The organism is Calothrix sp. PCC 6303, assembly GCF_000317435.1.
Taxonomy (GTDB): domain Bacteria; phylum Cyanobacteriota; class Cyanobacteriia; order Cyanobacteriales; family Nostocaceae; genus PCC-6303.
The window spans coordinates 3,217,636-3,237,922 of record NC_019751.1; the positions used below are offsets into that span (position 1 = coordinate 3,217,636).

Genomic DNA, 20,287 nt, shown 5'->3' on the forward strand with positions numbered 1-20,287 from the left:
TCTTACAACCAAATCACCATAGGCATTAGAAGCATTTACACTCTCTCGAACGACAAAAGGAATTACCAGGAAAATTCAACATCAAATCACTGAAACTTCAATAAATTTTGCTGATAACCAACCTACTGTTTCCTGGATTTAACTTTAATTCTCTTCCATTTTCTCCACATTTATCAAATAAATATCATGGGTAAAATGACTCAACGCAGAAAGAAATCTTCCCCAGAATTAATTTTAGCTTTGGACTTTGGGGGAAGTGTAACCAAAGGAGTTTATTCCACCCTCGATATGATGATTACCAAATCGTTGCTGATGGAACCGGAGGTGGTGAAAATTTCTCCAGATTCAACAATTGCTGAAACTCTAGGAGCAACAGACCCAGAAAATGCTGCATGGATAAGCTACATGGGTCAAACCTTAGCTGTAGGGTATTTGGCAAAAACTAAGTATTATGGCAACGAAGGATTGAAGGAACTCAAATACGAGCGTGCAGTAGCCAAAACCTTGGCTGCGATTTGGGTGACATCACAAAAACTGAAATTGGGTGCAAAATTTCGAGTTGCATTGGTTTGTTTGTTACCACCGGGGGAATTCGAGAACAAGGAGAGTTTTCACCAGCAACTAAAAGCCGCACTAAAAGACTTCACCACACCTACGGGGAGAATGTGTGTGGAATTATCCGAATTTAATTGTTTACCTGAAGGTGCGGGAATTTATTTGGCTTACCAGAAACAGCAAGGAAAAACCATCACCACAAAAGCAATTGCATTTGTCATGTTGGGTTACAGGAATGCATCGGTGTTGATTGCAGAAAGGGGAATCATTGCCGCAGATGGGAAAACTTCTGATTTGGGAATGATTCGACTGTTAGAAAAAGTTGTAGCGAGAACTTCGGGACAAACTGCTTCACGACTTGCTCCTGCGGTGGTTGCTGCTGGAAGTGATATCTCTGGTACTCCATTTTTACGCTTACTCAGGAGTACGAGCAATATCAACAAACAGCAAGAATTAATCCAAATTCAACAAGCTGTCAAACTTGCTAGAAACGAATATGCTGCCGTACTCACAAGTTGGTTAGACCAAGTAATTTCCCGCAATCAAATTACGGAAATTCTATTTTGTGGTGGAACGGCAGATTATATGAGAAGGGAATTAAATTCCCATTATCCCGGAATACTTTGTTTGTGGGGAGTTGGTGCAGATATTCCCTTACAGCTCGATTGCTTTGGTCTAGGAAGTCGATTGGCTGATGTTTACAGTGTATTTTTGTACTTTTGGGAAAAAGTAAATTATGGGCGAACAAATTGATTTTCGCTGGCGTTATCAGCCACGTAAGGAAGCAGATATAAAGTTGATGGAATATATCCAATCTAATCCGATTCGAGCAAAAAGTGAAATTATACTTGTTGCAATTCGTTCTTTTTGGTTGCCCCATGCGATTACCACAAATTCAGGTGATAAAAAACAGATTCAATCTATAGCTAGAAGTTGTATACAAGTATTAAAGAGACAGGCTCAAGAAATTGGAGAATTAGCAGGATTAGAAGATTCTTACGGGATATTTACAACCCATCATGGTGGAAGTAAATCAATATTAGAAATATTGCCTAATACATCAGGGAAATCAGTAGGCGAACTCTCGGAGAATTGTGTTTACGATGATGGCGGATTGAGTAATTTTTTGTAATTTCCAATTTGACATATCAAGGGATTGAGGGAGATAAATCAGATGAGAAAGAGAAGAGATAAAAAGACCAACAACTCCTTATTAGATAGCAGACAGGTAAATCAGAATGTTGTTATTGATGATCGGAATAAACTTGATATAGGAAAAGACAAATTACCAATAAATACGGAAATAACAAATTGGCAACAAGAAATAGATAGAAATACAATTAATTCTCAATTAGCAAATAGTACAGTATCTAGTAAAGCAATGACACAACCAACAATTGATGATTGGCAACAAGAGATTGATGGAAATATTTTACCAAAAGATGCATTAGAAGGAGGTGAAATAAATGGAAATCAGCAACTTTCGCAACCAAGATTAGAAAATAACTTCCCTGTTTTCAAAACGAATAAATCTAAAAAGCCAACCACAATCCACATTATCGATGGGGAAAAAGGAGGATGCGGTAAATCTTTTATTTGTCGAGCTTTTATCGAATACTGTAATTCAACGGCTCGTGACATGATGATTATCGATGCGGATATAAGTAACCGAGATATAGAGAAAATTTACCCGAATGTGGAGATGGCTTTCTTTAGTGATGATGAGAAACAAGCTTATGAGGCAGATAAAATTTTTGATTTTGCCTTTGATAAATCCGTGCTAGTTAACTTACCTGCTCAAGTATATGGCAATGTAACAAACTGGATACAACGCAATGATTTAGTAAATTTAGGTAAGGATAATTCCATCAATTTTATCAAATGGTTTGTTGCGACTGGTGGTGTCGATTCTGTTAATTTCTTTCTCAAATCTTTAGATGATTTTGGCAATGATATTACCCATGTATTTGTTAAGAATTATGGCTTGTGCGATAACTGGGAATACGTGGAGACAATGCCTGAATTTGTCGATGCGGCTCAGAAATATAACTTTTATGCGATCGATTTTCCCAAATTCCCTTTTTGGGAGCGCAATACCATCGACCGTTTAGAAATCACATTTACGGATGCAATTTTGCGTCCAGAACTCAAGATAGTATCGAAGCAGAGAGTCAAAAATTTCCTCCAGTTTGCCTACAAAGCTTTTGCAAAAACGGGTTTAATTGAATGAATAAACCTCAAACCCCTGATGATTTATTGGCTGAAGCATTGAGGGGAAAGAGTGAAGATTTTAAACGTCGGGTTTTAGATTTCGTTTCAAAAACTGGACTGTCTCAGGATGACCCATTATTTTTAGTTTTGGTTGCTACCGGACAATTGGAAGTGATGTTGTCAGATGCACCGCAGACTTTACAACTGCTGTTTCAAACATGGAACCAAGATTTAGCCCATAATTTAGAGCAAGTTGAACAAGTTGCGATCGCACGTCAAAAAGTCGCTATTAATCGCGCGGCACAAGAGCTAATTCACGAATCCTTGTTACGTGAAGGTCGAAATATTATTAACTCAGTCTTTCCGGCTACTGTTGTCTTCTTTTTCATCTTTGCGATCGGTTTCATCGCGGGTGTGTCGATTCCTCCTTGGTTGAATGGGGTCTTGTCTGGGGGATATACCAAAATTCAAGCCAATACCCTGACATGGGATGAATTATCAGCAATGAAATGGGCTGCATCCAGTGAAGGGAAATTTGCCAGAGACTTGATGAATTGGAATCGCGGGTATTTGGAAAACAGGGAATGCATCAAAGATGTTCAACGATTAGGTGTGGTTTTATCCCAATACAATCGCAAAGCAAAGTCAGGATTTTGTCTTGTTTGGGTGACTCCACCGGATAAACGGAAATAAAATACGAAAGGTAAATTGTATATGGTTGCCACTACAATCTATCCACCACCTCAAACTCATCTTGATAATTTGGTGGATGCGACAACTTCAATTTTAGAACAAGCATTTGCGATCGCATCCCAAAAGCAAGAACTCTCTCACCAAGAATACAAGAGTTTGCTGAGTACAATTGGTTGGAGTTTACGTGAAAGTAAAATCTATTTGAAGGTTGCTACAGCGTTTTCCAATTTTACAGCCAATGATTTGAAAGAAGTTGAACCACATACAATTTTTGAATTGGCTAAACATGCAAAAAAATATAGCCAAGTTATCGAAAGCTTGAAAAATTACAGTCATATTACCCAAGAGAAAGTGCGCGAATTAATTTCAGCCCACCGCACCCCCACGAAACCAAAGCCAGATAAGCCAACGATTTGGAAAACAGGTAAGGATGGTGAACCTGTCTGTCGAATTCCCGACATCATGGAAGAAGATATGCAAACTGGTGGCATTATCCAACAAGAAATGGATGCAAATGGCACTTTTCCCCAAACCGTAATTCGGCAAGCGATCGCATTATGGAATGATGTCAGACAAGGAAAGTTATCTATTGTCGAGAATGAGGTGAAGCAAGAGGGTGATAATGATGTAAATAAAAATTATGAGCGAGATAATACCGATGGGGATAATGCTCAAAATATGTGTGATTCAAATACTTTAATCGCAGCTAATTCCACTTCGGAAGGATTGGATATTTTGGGAAATCATCATCCTGCGATGACCACAATATATGCAGATTACAATCAGACACTCAATGGCTCACACCCTGAAAATTTAGCAAAAGTTGATGTTATCCCAGAAGAAGCTAATCATCCCCAAGAATTTATCTCAAATATCACCGTTATATCCGACTTACCAACAGCAAATGATTTAATTAACCTGGAAAATCAGTATGTATTGCCAACATCGGAACAGGGAAAAATAGAGCAACATCTGCAAATAGACGGGGATGAAATTAAGGAAATTGCGCTCAACGTTGATGACATGGTTATTTGGGAGAAATGCCCACCTCAATATCAGTGCTGGCAACCATTCCAAATCCGAGAAATCGAAGGCAATATGGTCAAATTAGATTTACTTAGCTACTTAATCCCGATTGATGAATTAACCAAATCACCAGACGAAGATGTAGAAATTGATAAAGGATAAAAGTTTTCTATTCTGATTATCGATCGTCTGCTGTCAACAACCTAAATCAAAAAGGAATACCTTCCGAATAATCAACAGGATTATCCGGAATCATTTGTTCAATTTGGGCAAGTTCTATTTTCCATTCTTCTTCTGAAGGGTCATAGAAATCATCGTAATTAGCATAACCTTCGCTGAGAAGTTCATCAACAGTCATTGATGAAACTATTTGGTATCGGCTTGTTGCTGGCTGAGGTTTTGTTATGGGTTCAGATGACATAATTTCACCTTGGCGTTTGATAACAGCCTCTATTGTAGTTCTTTTTTACTAATTGAGAAAGTAGTCAGCATTCAGAATCCAGAAGTCAGAATAGCCCATATATTTTCAAGCAACTAAATCAAAATTCTTACTACTACCCACTGCCTACTGCCCACTGCCTTTTTCTATCATGGTATTACGACTGAATCACTTCGATACCAAAACCAAACAAGAAACGGGAATAGAAGAAAAACTCGAAAATACCTTGGCTGAATATCTCTTTCCTGATGTTGAGTTTAGTATTGGTACTGCTTACCCAGAAGCAACTATCCCCGAAGATTTACATGAATATAACGGCAAAACCCTACAATTTAGTGCAGGGAAAAGAATGTTTTTTGCCAGCGATTCCACTATTCGAGAGCAACTATATCCAAATCCATCTGATGGTGCTGCCTATCCCTTACCTTTTACACCTTGTCGTAGTTTTCACGAACTAGAAAATGTCAGGATTTTGGTTGTCGATGATGTGACTGGGGAGAATGGAGGTATCATTGCCAATGCGGATGCGAGAAAATTAGTTGGAGATTGCAAGGGATTAATCGATCGCAGTTTCGCACTTTCTAATAATATAGATAGGCGTGCATTTCAGTTCCGACTTGGTATTAAACCCCAAGTTGAAAGTCGAGTTATGCGGATTGCGAAGGGTACACTTGCTCCCACGCAACTCGAAAGGCTTGGGGAATCAAGTTTTCGTATGGGTGGGAATGTTAGAGATGGCACCTTACGCACGAAATTTGGTTACGATTTAATATTGGCAACATCTTCGTTCAAAGGCAGGAAGGGAGATGATGCAATAAAACCTGGGGAATATTTGCTCTCAATTGGATTAGGTGTAAAAGCATTGGCTTTGTATCGAGAACATAGTTTGGGAACCCAGATTTTAGTAAATTACCCTTCATCCGTAAACAATGAAATCTTACCCATAATTAAACAGCAAGCCGAACAATTAGCTGGCGACCAAAAAGATATTAGAAAATTAGCCCAGCGATATATAGAAACCTACGAACGACGCAAAGCTGTACTAGCAAAAAACCAGGAAATTGAGCCGAATTTACAAGCAGATATTGATAAATTTACTATCTTTGATAATTTAGATTCTGGCGGAGAAATTGAGGACGTTCGAGAAAGCGATAATCTAACCCTATCTCAAAAAGATTTACTGCTATATTCCTTAATCAAAACCGATTTAGCTAATTATTGTCAATTGCTAGAACATCCAAAAATAGTTGCCGAACTCCAGGATTTTGCCAGAAAACAATGGGTTGAAATTGCTACGGGACGTTCAATTAAGTTTACCTCCGGACTAGCACAACCTAGTTTGGATTTGCAGCATGATGAAATATGCATACCTTTTTTGAGGGAAGGGGAAGAAATAATTGTCACTCGTTCCCCGTTGATTAATTCCAATGGGGTAATTACTTTGAAAAATAAGCATTTACCAGAAATGTTAGATGGCTGTGTTTATATTCACCCTCAAACTGCTATGGATAATATGCAGTGCGACTTTGATGGTGATTTATTGGCTTTTGCACCCAGTCGAGATTTTCCCCACCTTGCTGCGGAAGTGAAAGAGCGGAATTTACCAGAAAATCGCTATCCCAACATTATCAAGAAGGATAAAGTGGCATATCAAGGTAGTTTCGAGCAAATAGCCATCTCGGCAATGGAGAATAAAATTGGCATTATCGCCAACGAAATCCAGAAGAATATAGCCCTGCAATGCGAACTTTGTGCGATGCCTCAATCGGAAAAAATGGATGATTTGAAACAGATATCTCAACATTTTGCTCGGATATTACAGAAGCAGCAACAAGGAAAATTACAAATTTCAGAGAGGATATTGGGAGAAATTAAACAAGTTATCTCTACAAATCCAAGTAATACAGCAGAAATAGAACATAAACTACACCAAGTAAAAGCCATATTCAAAGATTGCGTAGCCTCTCTTGGGAACGAACTACAAGTAGCGGCAGATGGAGCAAAAAGTGCCCTGCGTCCCAATGATGAAATTATTAAATATTGCCAAGCAATTACCAGTTACAAAGAAGTTGAATGGCTAACTGATAAGAAAAAGCCCGAAGCTTTTACCAATCGAGGGATGAAAATAAATGGTTACAGCCCCATTGATTTAATGATTCGGCAAACGAACGAAATATTTGAGCAAAATCAAATTACGGCAAGACCAATCGAACAATTTAGAAAGCTTTATCCGGGAATTGAATTTAGCTCGGAGCAAAGACAAATTGCCCAACAAATCAAACACCAGTATAACTTCAAGATTCGGAAACGCATTCAACTGGAGGAACAACAAAAAGTTGAACCTGGACCATATTTAACTATTACCTCTCCCATTAGTGGAAATAAATTAAAAATCACTAATTTAATAAAATTTCCTGCGGCGATAAATACCGATTTTTGGTGTTCGCAATACTTGGATATCCGTGTGGAAGCGAGAAAACCAACATCACAAATGCCCCATAACCTACTTGTATTTGCAAAGTTTACGAATAACACAAAAGTGATAAATATTCCGATTGGTACAGTTAGCAGTGACTCGGTTAAGGAACATAATGTTAACCCAGGAATGACAATTAAACAAGGAAAAGTCGAGTTTCATTTCGGTATTAGTGATGGGATGATTGATGCTTTAAAACAACAAACTAGGGAATACATTGAGTCGATTAGCGAAGAAACACCCTTGGAAGATAAACTACAACTCGCAGCTGCTATACATGATGTTAGCCACACTGGAGAGAGTAAAAACTATTCTGGTTTGAAGAGAGCGGGGGTTGCATTTGCTGTTTTCCCAGAAGAAGCGATACCTTCGGTAAACTTCGTTAACGCTCAACTCCAAAACCTGCAATTTACGGAAATGCGGGTAGTTGGGACTCAGTTTAATGAGTGTGCTGGTAGGGATTTTGTCGGGGACAAGGTTGCAGTGAAATTTGAGGATGGGGTAAATCCCCGTGAACCGACTAAAACAGCACGTTGGGTGACGGTGGAGGGGAAAAAGTTGGGGATTATTGATGCGCGATCGCCTCATTTGCTTCCTGGCTGTGAAGCTGTTGCAAGTATTACCTCTCCTTCCAGTACCAGCGTTATTGTTACCAGTTTGAGAAATCCTGAAAATAAAATTCAAATTGACCAAATTAATCGATACGCTTTCGCTAATCGCAACTGGCAGGGTGAGCAAACGAATATTACTCTCGATATGCAGCGAACTGATTCCAGAAAAGCACCTATCGTTTTTGCAAAACTTGGAAATCAGGTTTTGGGTATTTTGAATAAAGAATCCGTTGGTTTTTTACAAAAACAGCTTGCCAGTAAGGGGAGGTCAATACAAGGATTGACTATTGTGGGGACTGTGAATAAAGCTCCTCCCAGTTACGCGGATATTATCATTGACCCCAGTAGTGTTAAATTTCCTGAACATGAAACCTTGAATATTGCGACTGTGGTGATTATCAATGGGACAGTTGAGCCAAAGTTTCAGGCTAAAACTGAGCAGGTTTTGGGGAATATGATTAAACGTGCGATCGCTCGCGCTGTTGAAAATGGTTTTGAGAGAGTGCAATTTGTCGATATTTCTCCACAACCCGCACCACAACTACAGGAAAATTTACAGCAGATTGTAGGAGAACGGAAGGATATTGAGATTGAATTTATTGGTACAAAGTCACCGAAAGAAGCAATGAGATTATTATCGCAACCATCGGATATTGTTCTGGGGATAAAAACTGCCGAAACGATTGGGGTTATTGATTTTGTGGCGAATCGGGGGAAAGCTATGGCTACCTATATTCCTGAAACGGGAAGGTTCGATCGACGGAATTTACCCGTGGTGCAAAAAATCAGTGGTTTTTGCCCAGGAATGGACGAGCGATAATCGTAAATTAGGCTTTGCCCATCGCTGGTTTGGTCAAGTTGTTGCTGGAGTTGTACGATTTGGGATTTTGCCATAAGCTTTTGGCTTTAACTCCTGTACTTTAATGGATAGAGGGGACTTTTTCATCAAAGAGCGAGATTCGTCAAAAAAACCTTATAAAATCTTGCATTTGCTCTCATAATTTTTGGGGCGTGGCAACCTAATAAATATGTGAAAAATTCGGTATAATACCTCAAAAAAGGATGTTATACAGAAAATGGAGTCATCGTCAATGTGGTCAATCCGGCGCTACAGGTACGCTCCTAACAATTCATTCAAGCCGAACGCGCAAAGCGGGTCGGCTTAATTCAGGCTTTAGCCTGCTAAATTTTGGTTATAGCATTTCAAACCTTTAAAGCGATAGATGATTCACCACTTAAAGAAGGCGTATCAGAAAATTTCCAATCTACTGGAGCAGTTAGAACCAATATCCAATCTGGCTGTTCTGATTGCAGCCATTACTTATCTCACTTATGGGGAACAGAAGCAGCGTAACACGGAAGTTACTCAAGCATGGACAGTGATCACTGCTGCTTACGAGCAAAGAGGGAGTGGGGGACGCATTCAAGCTCTTGAGTTATTAAATGCCTCTCCAAGCATATCAGGACGGCGCAGGTTTCCTTGGTTTTGGTTGACATGGAACCCTGAGAGTTTGCAAGGATTAGAAGCTCCTAATGCTTTTTTGCAGGACATAGAGTTGCCTAATGCGGATCTCTGGCAAGCAAATCTCAAAAATGCTAACTTGCGTGGGGCAAACCTTCGGAACTCTAGATTAGAGGGAGCAAATCTTCAATCATCTACCCTTGCGGGGGCAGATCTTCAAAATTCTAGTTTACGTATTGCTAATCTTGCAGAAGCCGACTTGTTTAGAGCAAATTTACGATCTGCAAACTTGCGAGGAGCAAATCTTCAGAATGCTGGTTTAGTTGAAGCCAACCTACAGTCTTCTAATTTGGCTGGGGCAAAACTCCAAAAAGCAACATTAAATGGAGCTAATTTGAAAGACGCTAAATACACTAGTGAAAACGCCTCACCTGAGTTATGTAAGAGCTTATCAGTGAGTTACCCTTGCCCAACTGTTTTTTTAGAGGGATTTAAACCTGAATCAAGAGGTATGGTTAGAATAAATTAAAGTGCTTGTTACAGGTTTGCTATTGAAATATCGTCCATAGATGCAGGCTACGCCAACGACCATCGCACAGCTAAAAACAGCCAATACCAATTAAGTCTAGCGTTAAGCTTCGCTTATCCCTGTGTTAGAAAAGCTACTTATTGGAATTCAAGTTTTTGCATTCCTAAGTTCTCCTAATACTAAAGCCACTTCGATTGGGTATGATTCGAGTTTTGCTTGGAGGTGCATCCTCAATACAGCCAACTTCTGATATTTCCCATCAACCCGAACAGCAATCCCTAACCGTCGTGCCGCAGTACGTAACCGACTCTGCGGTAATTTCTGTATCAATTGTTCGAGCGATTCTGTATTAATCTCATCTTTTTTACTGGAAACTGTGTAACGAGCTTGCGGTACGTTTACTTGTTTAACCACGGGTGTAAGGTCAGGAAGTTGGGGATTTTCTCCTGTTTCTGGTTGGGAAAAGTATGTACTTTGGCAATCCCACAGATTTATCAAACCTGCACAGAAATCGACGACGATTAGTAGTGCAAAAGTAACCATTAGTAGAGCTACAAGAGTATTCAAAATAATCTGAATATTTTCCATTTTTATTACTCCTAATTTCCAGCGTGAAGCGAATGCTGGCATTTCATAATTTATTTCCCGTAAGGGAGCAAAACAATTCGCAATTTAACTACTAATTGGGGATTGGATATTCCTGCATGATTTCGCTAATTTTTACAGCTTTGCCGTCTGGTGTATATGCCAATCCTCCCGACATTGCCAGTACGATACGCTCTTTTCTAGCCCATTCAAACCATGCTTTTACGTCTGTATTTATTGTATTTTTAGGCTTTTCGCCACTTTTACAACTATTGATAAACAAGCCCGTCGGATTATTGCACCATCCCTCGTTTACTGCTTCTTTGACACGAGCGATCGCACTCTCTACATTCTCCCAATGTTTCTTAATCAACCCCAAACAAGGGTCTGGGTTGATGCGTAATCTTTTCAACTCAGTACAAATTTCTTTAATTTCTGATTTATTCGGTTTACCCAAAGTCGTATCAACTTCGTTTTCTTCCTCAATTTCGCCGCCGGAAAATTGATCCCCATTACTATCTTCGGAGCTAAACGAGTCAACAATTTTTATGTCTACTCTGCGAGAAGCCGCTGCCGCGTCTACAGCGCAGTGAGTAATCTGGGGTGGCTTATAATTAACTTCTTCTTTTTCTTCTACATCAGCAAAGTGTTGTTGAGGAGAGTTTTCTTCTGAAGGGTAGTCTTTGATATCATCTGTTGATTTTGAACAGATCGAATTGTTTAAGACGATCGCATCGATTTGTTCATTTTGAAAAAGAGCTTTGAATGTCTCAATTTTGAGCGTATACCAATTTGCTTGGTAATAGGTCTTTGCAGAAAGTCTTTCGATGGCTATTAATCCCAACTGTTTGAGCTTGTTGATTACTCTGCGAACTGTACTTACAGATAATTGCAATTCTTCCGACCACTGCTGGTAGGTTTTCCAGAACCATTTAATTCCATCAACCATTTTGCCTCCAGATATGCTCATCCAATAATGTATCTGCTGCAAACAAATAGCTTCGTTTCGACCTATTTTGGCTGCTACTTCAGTTGAGTAGAGTAAGTGCCGTCCATAATGTAGAAGTTTACTCATTGCTCTAATTTCCTGAATTATTCAGTATTTTCAGCTTCAAACAATTGATATTGCGCCATTTGGACGATGTTGACCAAACGGTAGTATGACGTTCGAGTTTTTACAAATGACCGCAAAATTATTACTGTGGCTGATTTACAATGTCGTTCGAGCTTGCGGATATTTGACTTTTTAGAAAATCCGCAATTACTCCAATAAAATTTGATTTGGAAATTTGTCGAAATACCTTGAAATCAATTGATAAAGTGACTAATTGCTTTTTGATTTTTTGATACTTATGCGACTTTGAATGTAGCTAAAATCCCAGGTAAATCTATTCTTTCTCTACCCTAACAGATGATTCTATTTTTGAATCTAAATTCCCTTAAATTTACGGAAATTTATTTAGGATATAATGCGTTAATTCGTTTTATAATCAAACTTTGAGGCGGAATGAAAAAATCAGAATAGTTTCAAATCAAACCATATCCCAATGCCTAAAATTCAAATATTACAACCTTGTGACGAAGCCATTCTCGAAGCTTTTCTCGTTAAATATGCGACAAGTTCGATGTTTTTGCGATCGAACTTGCGTGCGGTTGGGTTGGAGAATCAAGGTAAAACATTTCAGGGAAAATATGCTGCGGCAATAGAAGATGGGCAAATCGTTGCCGTTGCGGCACATTATTGGAATGGGATGATAATTCTACAAGCACCGACACATTTGGAAAGTGTTGTGACAAGTTGCTTGGAGTTGGAAAAACGAGATATTTTTGGAATGACTGGTCCTGCGGAACAGGTTGAGGATGCAAGTAAAATCTTGGGATTGGAGAGACAACAGTTTCGGATTGCCGAACGAGAAATCATGTTTTCTTTGGAATTGTGTAATCTAACAGTACCGATTGGGCTAGTAACTGGGCATATAGAATGTCGTTTCCCTATACTTAGCGAATTGGAATTGCTGGTTGAGTGGAGTGTCGCGTATCAGGTGGAAGCTTTGGGACAAATCGAAAGTCAAAAATTACGGGACGAATCCCGTCAAACTGTGGAGAAACGGCAAGCTGACAAGTCTCATTTTTGTTTGGTTCGTGGAGAAATTCCCGTCGCTTACTGTACTTTTAACGCTCGATTACCCGATATCGTGCAGATTGGGGGAGTTTGGACACCTCCGAAGTTACGAGGTAACGGTTACGCAAAATCTGTGGTTGCGGGAGCGTTGCTGTATGCTCGTTTGCAAGGTGTGACGCAAGCAGTGTTATTTACTAGTCCCAATAATATTCCAGCCCAATCTGCATATCGAGCCATTGGGTTTCAGCCAACGGGAGAAGAATATGGTTTATTTTTGCTGTAGGTTTGAGTGGTGATTATCGCAAACCTTGCTAATCTCCGGCAAGCCATTCGGCTACGCAATAATTTCATGAAAATATCAAAACCTGCGTAAAAGTTTCTTTCTCTGTTCGTATAAGGTACTAAATGAGAAGGAAACGCTATGCATCACATTCTATACTCTAATTTTGATTCTGATTTCGAGGGAGTAGGTTCAAGATTGTACGCTGGGTATTTTACAATACCTAAAGGTCTCCATTGAATATTTTGTAAATAAATTTAAATAAATAATTATTATTTGGCATCTACTATATATGAAAAAGTTAGTGATCCTGCAATTTGATGGTGATTTTTCGACGGGGTATAAGGTAACTTTAGAAGTTGGAGATGATGGGGAACGTCCTGATGTGCGGAAGCGGGGAGAATTACCACCCGCGCTAGATGTGGTGCGATCGTTCCAAGAATGGCGCAATATTTATGGAAGTAAGCATGGACAATCTAGAATTAAGGTAAATGCGGTAAAAAATTTCCAGACTGTTGAGTATAAACAGCAATGTGAAGAATATTCTGAGAAACTATTATCTCTTTTCCATACATGGTTAAAATCGGAATCTTTTAATTCTATTAGTAATTATTTATCTGATTTCAATACAAATAAAGAACAGGAATTACGCATAATTTTAAGTTGCGATCGCCTGGAATTACGGAAGCTACCTTGGCATTTGTGGAATTTATGGTCGGGGGCTGAAGTTGCTTTGAGCGCACCGGATGCAGCGCGGGGAGTCAGAATATTACGGGAAAATATTAGAATTTTAATTATTCTTGGTGATAGTACGGGTATAAATGTGAAGGCTGATGAAATGCTTTTACAAAAGTATTGTCGGGATGCGGAAATAGTGACTCTTGTGGAGCCTTCGCGGGAGAATTTAAATAGCTATTTACAGGATGAAATTGGTTGGGATATTTTGTTTTTCTCTGGGCATTCCCAAACCCATAATTTTACCGATACAAGCGAGGAGGGGGCTGTACAAGGGCGAATTTTTGTTAATAAAAATGATAGTTTGACGATGGCACAATTGCGGGATAGTTTGCAAACAGCTATTCAACAAAGATTACAATTAGCTATTTTTAATTCATGCGATGGTTTGGGGATTGCTGCGGAGTTGGAAAGTTTGCAAATTCCCCAAGTAATTGTGATGCGCGAACCTGTTCCTGATTTGGTGGCACAGGAGTTTTTAAAGTATTTTTTAGAAGCATTTACAAATGGTCGCTCTTTGTGCAATTCCGTGGGATATGCACGCAGACAATTAGCTTTGTTGGAAGATGATTTTCCCTGTGCTAGTTGGTTGCCTGTAATTGTCCAAAATCAGTTGGAAATGCCGCCAACATGGCAAAGTTTGGGTATTACTCGCAGTCCCTATCGGGGTTTGATGGCGTTTCGGGAAGAAGATGCTGATAATTTCTTTGGACGGGAAGCGTTTATTGAGCAGTTGGTAATTGACGTAAATCGCAAACCTTTGGTAGCGGTAATTGGTGCATCCGGTAGTGGGAAATCTTCGGTGGTGTTTGCTGGCTTAATTCCTCAATTGCGTCGAGATGATAATAGACAATGGCGGATTATTTCCTTTCGTCCGGGGAAAAATCCCTTTGAATCTTTGGCTGTAGCTTTGATGGGGAGTTGCGAAATCGGGGAAAATCGTCGTTGCCAAGAATTGGAGTTGGAAGTTGAGTTAAAACAGGATATATCTGCGTTGGCAAGAATGATTGCAGATATTTCTGGGGATGGTTCCCGTGTTCTCCTGGTAGTTGACCAATTTGAGGAAATTTACACCCTTTGTTCCAAGGTGGAAGAGCGGCAAATTTTTATCGATGGGTTGTTGAATGTTTGCACAGGTGAACTAGAAAAACAAGAGGGCAAACAGCCGTTTCCCCTTACAGTGACGGTGGTGATGACATTACGGGCGGATTTTTTGGGTAAGGCAATGTCCTATCAACCTTTGGGTAAGGCTTTGCAGGATTTTCCCCCGTCTTTGCTGGTACCGATGAGTCGCGCAGAATTAGAAAGGGCAATTATTCAACCTGCGGCAAGGTTTTCTGTGGAGTTGGAGGAGGGTTTGGTTAATAAGTTGATTGATGATGTGGGTGCGGGGGAGGGTAGTTTACCGTTACAGCAGTTTGCCTTGACGCAGTTGTGGGGGAAACAACGTCCAGGATTGTTGACGCATCAAGCTTATACAGAAATTGGTGGGGTAACGCAGGCTGTAGCAAATCATGCGGAGGCTGTTTATGCTGGGTTGAGTGAGGAGCAACAAAAAAGAGCGCAACGGGTGTTTATTCAGTTGGTGCAACCAGGGGAAGGTACGGAGGATACGCGGAGGTTGGCGACTCGTGATGAGGTGGGGGATTATTGGGATTTGGTGACGTTGTTGGCTAATGAGCGTTTGTTGGTGACAAACCGGAATCAGTTGGTTGAGGATACGGTGGAGGTGGTGCATGAGGCTTTGATTCGGAATTGGGGACGGTTGCGGGGGTGGATGGATGATAATCGGGAGTTTCGTGTTTGGCAAGAACGGTTGAAGGTGGCTTTGCAGCAATGGGTGGATAGTAATAAAGATGATGGGAGTTTGTTGCGGGGTGCAACTTTGGCTGTGGCTGAGTATTGGTTGCAGAAGCGAGGGGAGGAGGTTAGTAAACCGCAGCGATGGTTTATTGAGAAGAGTGTGGAGTTGCGGGAGAGAGAGAGGAAGCAGAAGGAGAAGTTGCGACGACAGGTTATTGGTGGCTTGGCTGCTGGTTTGGTTTTGGCTTTGAGTTTGGCTGGTTTTGCAGTTTGGCAATGGCAAGAGGCACGAATTCGAGGAATGAATAGTAGTGTCTTATCGATAGAAGCTTTATTGGCATCAAAACAAGACCTTGATGCCTTAATAGAAGCAGTAAGAATAGGTAAAGACTTACAAAAAAATCCATTAGGAGTGCCGGAAGACACCAAAATTAGAACTGTAGTTACTCTACAAAAAGTAGTTTACGGAGTAAGAGAGCTTAATCGTAAACCGCCTTCTGTTGAAAGTAATGACGCTACAGAAGGCAAATTATCTGAACTACCGCCACTGACGACAATACCTAGTAAACCTTTTGATTACACTGCTAAAGATGGAAATTCTGAGATTGATATCTATGGTTTTGATGATGGGAAAATACAAATCGTAAAAAAAGATGGTCAAATAGTAAAAACTATAAATAGAACGTCTTTCCGTATAGAAGGTATAAAATTAAGTCCTAATGGCAGCAATTTCATCTCTTTTGATAAATCAGTGATAATTAAACTTTGGAGTATAGATGGTAAGGAAATTGAAAGTTTTGGTGAACTTGGTGGGCATAAATATAATTACAATACTTTTGATGGTTGGAGAACGTGGGAGGAATTTCCCGTAATTACAGATGTGAATTTTAGCCCTGACAGCAAAATGATAGTGTCCAGTGGACGAGATGGAAAAATTTTAATTTGGAATAAAGAGACATCAGAGCCACAAATAATAAAAAATCACCTTCCTGCTGTGCAAAGTGTTGAATTTAGTGCTGATGGCAAAACTGTAATATCTATTGATGATGATGGACTAACACAGTTTTGGAGTATAGAGCCTAGAAAGCAAAAAAATCTAGAATTTGGAAATGATTTATTTGATTTTGAAAGTATAGATTTTAGTCATGATGGTAATAAATTTATTACTGGTGCTTCTTTATATCCATTAAGGTTATGGGACAAAAATGGCAAATTACTACGAGAGTTTGGCACAGATAACACACGCACGGGTAAAGTCAGGTTTATTTCAAATGACAATAATATTATTTCTGGAGATTTATATGGAATCCATATTTGGGACAAAGAAGGTAAACTTGTAAGAAATTTTAAAGCTTTTGAATTTCCAACAACTAGCCGCCAGATTGCACCTACAATGGATTTTAACAGTGATGCTCAAGTAGCCATTATTAATAATGGATCTATTCAAATATGGGATCAATATGGCAAATTACAAAAAACTATAAAACAAGATAAAAAACCTTATGATGTATCTTTTAGTCCTAATGGTAAAATTATTGCTTCTATTGATGATCAGGGAATAAAACTTTGGAACCAAGATGGTAAACTTTTGCGAAGTATCAAAGATAATATTGATTTTGGTTCTATCAATTTCAGCCCTAATGGTCAAATCATTACGACCACTGATAGACGAACAATAAAATTTTGGAGCAAAGAAGGGAAACTACTCGGTCAAGGTAATAGTCCAGGTTCAATTCTGAGCATCTCCTTTAGCCCTAGAAGCAATGTAATTTCATCTGGCGACGATCAAGGAATTATTAAATTTTGGAGCAAAGAAGGAAAAGAACTCCAAACCATTAGAGATAATACTTATGATTCTAGAATTAACAGTTTAGGCTTTAGTCCTGATGGTAAAAATCTTATATATTCTGGAGAAACAGCAATTATATTAAATCTTGACCTTGATGATTTACTTATAAAAGGTTGCGACTGGTTGCATGAATATCTAATAACTAATCCGAATGTTAGCGCGGAAGATAGGCGATTATGTGACGGTATTAAACCTTAAGTAATACAGCTATATATGAGCGTAATAAAAAAATGTGAGCGCATTATGACGCAGGTTGAATTAAAAGTGCGATCGCTTTGCTGTATGGGTTGATTTGGAAGTGCGATTGGTATAGCTTTTTGAGGTGCGATCGCTTTACGGTATGAGTTAAATTAAAAGTGCAATTGGTATGTTTTTTTGAGATGCGATCACATTATAGTACGGGTTGATTTGGAAGTGCGATCGCTTTACGGTATGGTTTGAGAAGTGCGATTGGTAAAGTTTTTTGAGGTGCGATCGCGTTTACGATAATGCTTGAATCAAAACTGCGATTGCTAGAGTTTTTGAGGTGCGATCGCTTTACGATGCGGGTTGAATTAAAAGTGCGAAGCTTGCGCGACGTAAGTCGTTCGCATTTAGGGTAAGGGTTGGATTAAGAGTGCGAAGCTTGCGCGACGTAAGTCGTTCGCATTTAGGGTAAGGGTTGGATTTAAAGCGCGAAGCTTGCGCGACGGAAGTCGTTCGCGTTTACGGTAAAGGTTGGATTTAAAGCGCGAAGCTTGCGCGACGGAAGTCGTTCGCTTTATGGTACGGGTTGATTTGGAAGTGCGATCGCATTCACAGCAAGGGTTGGATCAGGAGTGCGATCGCATTCACAATATGGGTTAGATCAGAAGTGCGATCGCATTCAGGGTACAGCTTAGATTAAAAGTGCGATCGCTCCTGCTCCTGTAACCTGATACTACAGAAATTATTTTCAAATATTTTCCTAAAAACTGCGTAAAAACTCCCCACCTTATTCGTAGAAGGGTTTAAAGAGATTGGGGAGGAATTACCATGCATCGATGAAAGTCTATAGATTCCCGGTTAAAGCGCGATACCTGGGATATTTTACCTGTTATGCGATCACTCAAAATTTCCAAAGCTTAAATAACCATTTACCCCTACAGTATTCTATGTATCTATGATGACAACAAAATACCAAGCATTCGAGGTGCAGCAGGAGATTTCGATGGATGATGATTTAGATTTGCATCTGCGTCAGCTAGTCGGCGAAGCACAAGGATATCCCGCAAAAAGTGTAGAACGTCGAAAAGCATTGAATCGATTAATTACCAAAATACAGCAGTCCAAGAAATTAAAAAGGTTTACACAGTGGCAAAATTTACGCGATTTTGAAGATATTTATCACGAAGCTGAAGCAAAAACCTATCTGGATATTTGCAACAATATTGATAATTATCATCCAGAACACAAGGTGATGGCTTGGGTAAATCAAATATTCAAATGGCGATTTCAAGATATTTTAAGAATATACAGAAATCAACCCAGAATATTATCCCTTGATGAGTTAGATAGTTGTAATAGCGACTTAGATAAATCTACCAGTAAAGAGTTATCTAGAGTTGAAAAGGAACTCAAAGATAAATTAGTTTCTGAAAGTGAGAATGAATTAGAATTATCGGCAACTAGAGTGTTTGTGAAAAATGATCCGAAAGGAATTTTACAAAATACTTATATTGGCGAAGATACAAATGCCAATTTACAGAAAATCATATTAATGAGATTAGATAATGATAAATGGGAAGATATATCTCAAAAATTAGGTCATCCAATCGCAAGACTTTCAGAACTATATCAACGCAATATTAAGAAGCGTAAAATTATCGATTATTTTCGTAGATATTTACAGTAAATCCCGCAGTAGATCGAACATTAATTCTCAATCATTCACTCTTGCACAAACATATTCAGGATAATTATGAACACTAACCGCGAACAAACATCTTTCAGCATTCCTCTCAGTATAGAAGCCCATGAAAAGGCAAATCAACGCAGACAGGGAATATCAAATAGTGAAAACGCAAAAAAAATATATCTCAATACTTTAGCTGTATATGCAGTCAATTATTATCTTGATTGCATGGGTTTTGAAACCTTAGTTTCAAATGCAGATAATAGTAATCCGTGGATGCTAAATTTAATTGATTTGGCTGATTTAGAAGTAATAAATATTGGCAAAATCGAATGTCGTCCGGTGTTACCAGATGCGGAATATTTGGAAATTCCCACGGAAGTAAGAGCAGATAGAGTTGCTTATGTTGCTGTGCAGTTTAATCAATCTTTAAAAGAAGCCACAATTTTAGGGTTTACAACTCAAACACTAGCGAAAGTTCCTTTAAGTCAGTTGCAATCTGTTGATGATTTACTCGATTATTTAACAGCGAAGGAACAATCTGCAAAAGTCAATATTAGACAATGGTTAGAAGGAGTAATTACAGAAGGTTGGGTCAGTATGGAAGAGATATTTAATCCACGAGAACTGGCTCTAAGATGTGCTAGGAATTTTAGTATTACACGGTGTAAAAAAGTTGATATAGGTTTACAGTTTAATGGTGAGTCTGTGATTCTGATTATCAAGTTAAATTCCAAAAATAAAGACATAATTGATATGAAAAATCAAAATCACGGTGAAATAGATATTATTGTACAAGTTCAACCCGACTTGGAGAAAAGTCTTTGTTTACCACCTGGATTAAAGTTAGCTGTTATTGATGAAGATGGAAAACAAGTAGATGCTGTTACTTCTCGGCAGAATGATAATTGGGTGGAGATTGAATTAAGTGCAAAATTAAATGAGGAATTTTGTGTTGAGATAATTTTAGGTGAGTCAAAAGTTACCCAGGAATTTGTTGTATGATAATTAGAAATTTATAATCAATTTCTGGTTCCT

Annotated in this window: 15 protein-coding genes; 12 read left to right on the top strand and 3 right to left on the bottom strand. The window is 39.0% G+C overall.

The window, feature by feature from the left end:
• The first annotated feature begins 186 nt into the window (after positions 1-186).
• From CAL6303_RS13295 to CAL6303_RS28515, 5 genes are read left to right on the top strand one after another with little or no spacing between them, the layout of a single operon-like run.
• On the top strand, positions 187-1,308 hold the full coding sequence (locus CAL6303_RS13295) for a ParM/StbA family protein (RefSeq protein ID WP_015198330.1): 1,122 nt from the start codon (positions 187-189) through the stop codon (positions 1,306-1,308).
• On the top strand, positions 1,292-1,687 hold the full coding sequence (locus CAL6303_RS13300) for a hypothetical protein (protein WP_015198331.1): 396 nt from the start codon (positions 1,292-1,294) through the stop codon (positions 1,685-1,687). The genes CAL6303_RS13295 and CAL6303_RS13300 overlap by 17 nt, the downstream gene beginning before the upstream one ends.
• A 42-nt stretch (positions 1,688-1,729) precedes the next feature.
• Positions 1,730-2,785, top strand: coding sequence for a hypothetical protein (locus CAL6303_RS29250; RefSeq protein WP_015198332.1), 1,056 nt, complete (start codon positions 1,730-1,732; stop codon positions 2,783-2,785).
• On the top strand, positions 2,782-3,459 hold the full coding sequence (locus tag CAL6303_RS13310) for a DUF6753 family protein (RefSeq protein ID WP_015198333.1): 678 nt from the start codon (positions 2,782-2,784) through the stop codon (positions 3,457-3,459). Before CAL6303_RS29250 ends, CAL6303_RS13310 begins: the two co-directional genes overlap by 4 nt.
• A 21-nt stretch (positions 3,460-3,480) precedes the next feature.
• Positions 3,481-4,647: a hypothetical protein gene (locus CAL6303_RS28515; RefSeq protein WP_015198334.1), complete on the top strand. Its 1,167-nt coding sequence runs from the start codon at positions 3,481-3,483 to the stop codon at positions 4,645-4,647.
• Positions 4,648-4,693: 46 nt separating this feature from the next.
• On the opposite strand, the gene CAL6303_RS13320 is transcribed toward CAL6303_RS28515, so the two are convergent.
• The gene (locus CAL6303_RS13320; protein WP_015198335.1) at positions 4,694-4,906 is read right to left on the bottom strand and encodes a hypothetical protein; all 213 of its coding nucleotides are present in this window, start codon (positions 4,904-4,906) and stop codon (positions 4,694-4,696) included.
• Positions 4,907-5,075: 169 nt separating this feature from the next.
• On the opposite strand from CAL6303_RS13320, the gene CAL6303_RS13325 reads away from it, so the two are divergent.
• Both CAL6303_RS13325 and CAL6303_RS13330 read left to right on the top strand, forming a co-directional pair.
• Complete coding sequence (locus CAL6303_RS13325; protein ID WP_015198336.1) at positions 5,076-8,831, top strand: hypothetical protein; 3,756 nt, start codon at positions 5,076-5,078, stop codon at positions 8,829-8,831.
• 403 nt (positions 8,832-9,234) lie between these two features.
• Positions 9,235-10,002 carry a pentapeptide repeat-containing protein gene (locus tag CAL6303_RS13330; RefSeq protein WP_015198337.1) on the top strand — a complete coding sequence of 256 codons (768 nt, stop codon included), beginning with the start codon at positions 9,235-9,237 and terminating at the stop codon, positions 10,000-10,002.
• 147 nt (positions 10,003-10,149) lie between these two features.
• On the opposite strand, the gene CAL6303_RS13335 is transcribed toward CAL6303_RS13330, so the two are convergent.
• Together CAL6303_RS13335 and CAL6303_RS29255 are read right to left on the bottom strand one after the other, a co-directional pair.
• A complete protein-coding gene (locus tag CAL6303_RS13335) occupies positions 10,150-10,590 on the bottom strand; it encodes a hypothetical protein (RefSeq protein WP_015198338.1) in 441 nt (146 codons plus the stop codon).
• A 91-nt stretch (positions 10,591-10,681) separates the two neighbouring features.
• Positions 10,682-11,662, bottom strand: a complete 981-nt coding sequence (locus CAL6303_RS29255) for a winged helix-turn-helix domain-containing protein (RefSeq protein WP_015198339.1) — start codon at positions 11,660-11,662, stop codon at positions 10,682-10,684.
• A gap of 472 nt (positions 11,663-12,134) precedes the next feature.
• On the opposite strand from CAL6303_RS29255, the gene CAL6303_RS13350 reads away from it, so the two are divergent.
• The 5 genes from CAL6303_RS13350 (at position 12,135) to CAL6303_RS13365 (ending at position 20,254) form a co-directional block, all read left to right on the top strand.
• Positions 12,135-12,992, top strand: coding sequence for a GNAT family N-acetyltransferase (locus tag CAL6303_RS13350; RefSeq protein ID WP_015198340.1), 858 nt, complete (start codon positions 12,135-12,137; stop codon positions 12,990-12,992).
• Between the two features lie 289 nt (positions 12,993-13,281).
• Positions 13,282-17,574: a CHAT domain-containing protein gene (locus tag CAL6303_RS13355; RefSeq protein WP_015198341.1), complete on the top strand. Its 4,293-nt coding sequence runs from the start codon at positions 13,282-13,284 to the stop codon at positions 17,572-17,574.
• A gap of 519 nt (positions 17,575-18,093) precedes the next feature.
• Entirely contained in the window at positions 18,094-18,222 is a 129-nt protein-coding gene (locus CAL6303_RS31470; RefSeq protein WP_255348459.1) for a hypothetical protein, read from the top strand.
• Between the two features lie 295 nt (positions 18,223-18,517).
• Positions 18,518-19,249 carry a hypothetical protein gene (locus CAL6303_RS13360; RefSeq protein WP_238993815.1) on the top strand — a complete coding sequence of 244 codons (732 nt, stop codon included), beginning with the start codon at positions 18,518-18,520 and terminating at the stop codon, positions 19,247-19,249.
• Between the two features lie 66 nt (positions 19,250-19,315).
• Positions 19,316-20,254 carry a DUF1822 family protein gene (locus CAL6303_RS13365; protein ID WP_015198343.1) on the top strand — a complete coding sequence of 313 codons (939 nt, stop codon included), beginning with the start codon at positions 19,316-19,318 and terminating at the stop codon, positions 20,252-20,254.
• The last annotated feature ends 33 nt before the right edge of the window (positions 20,255-20,287 follow it).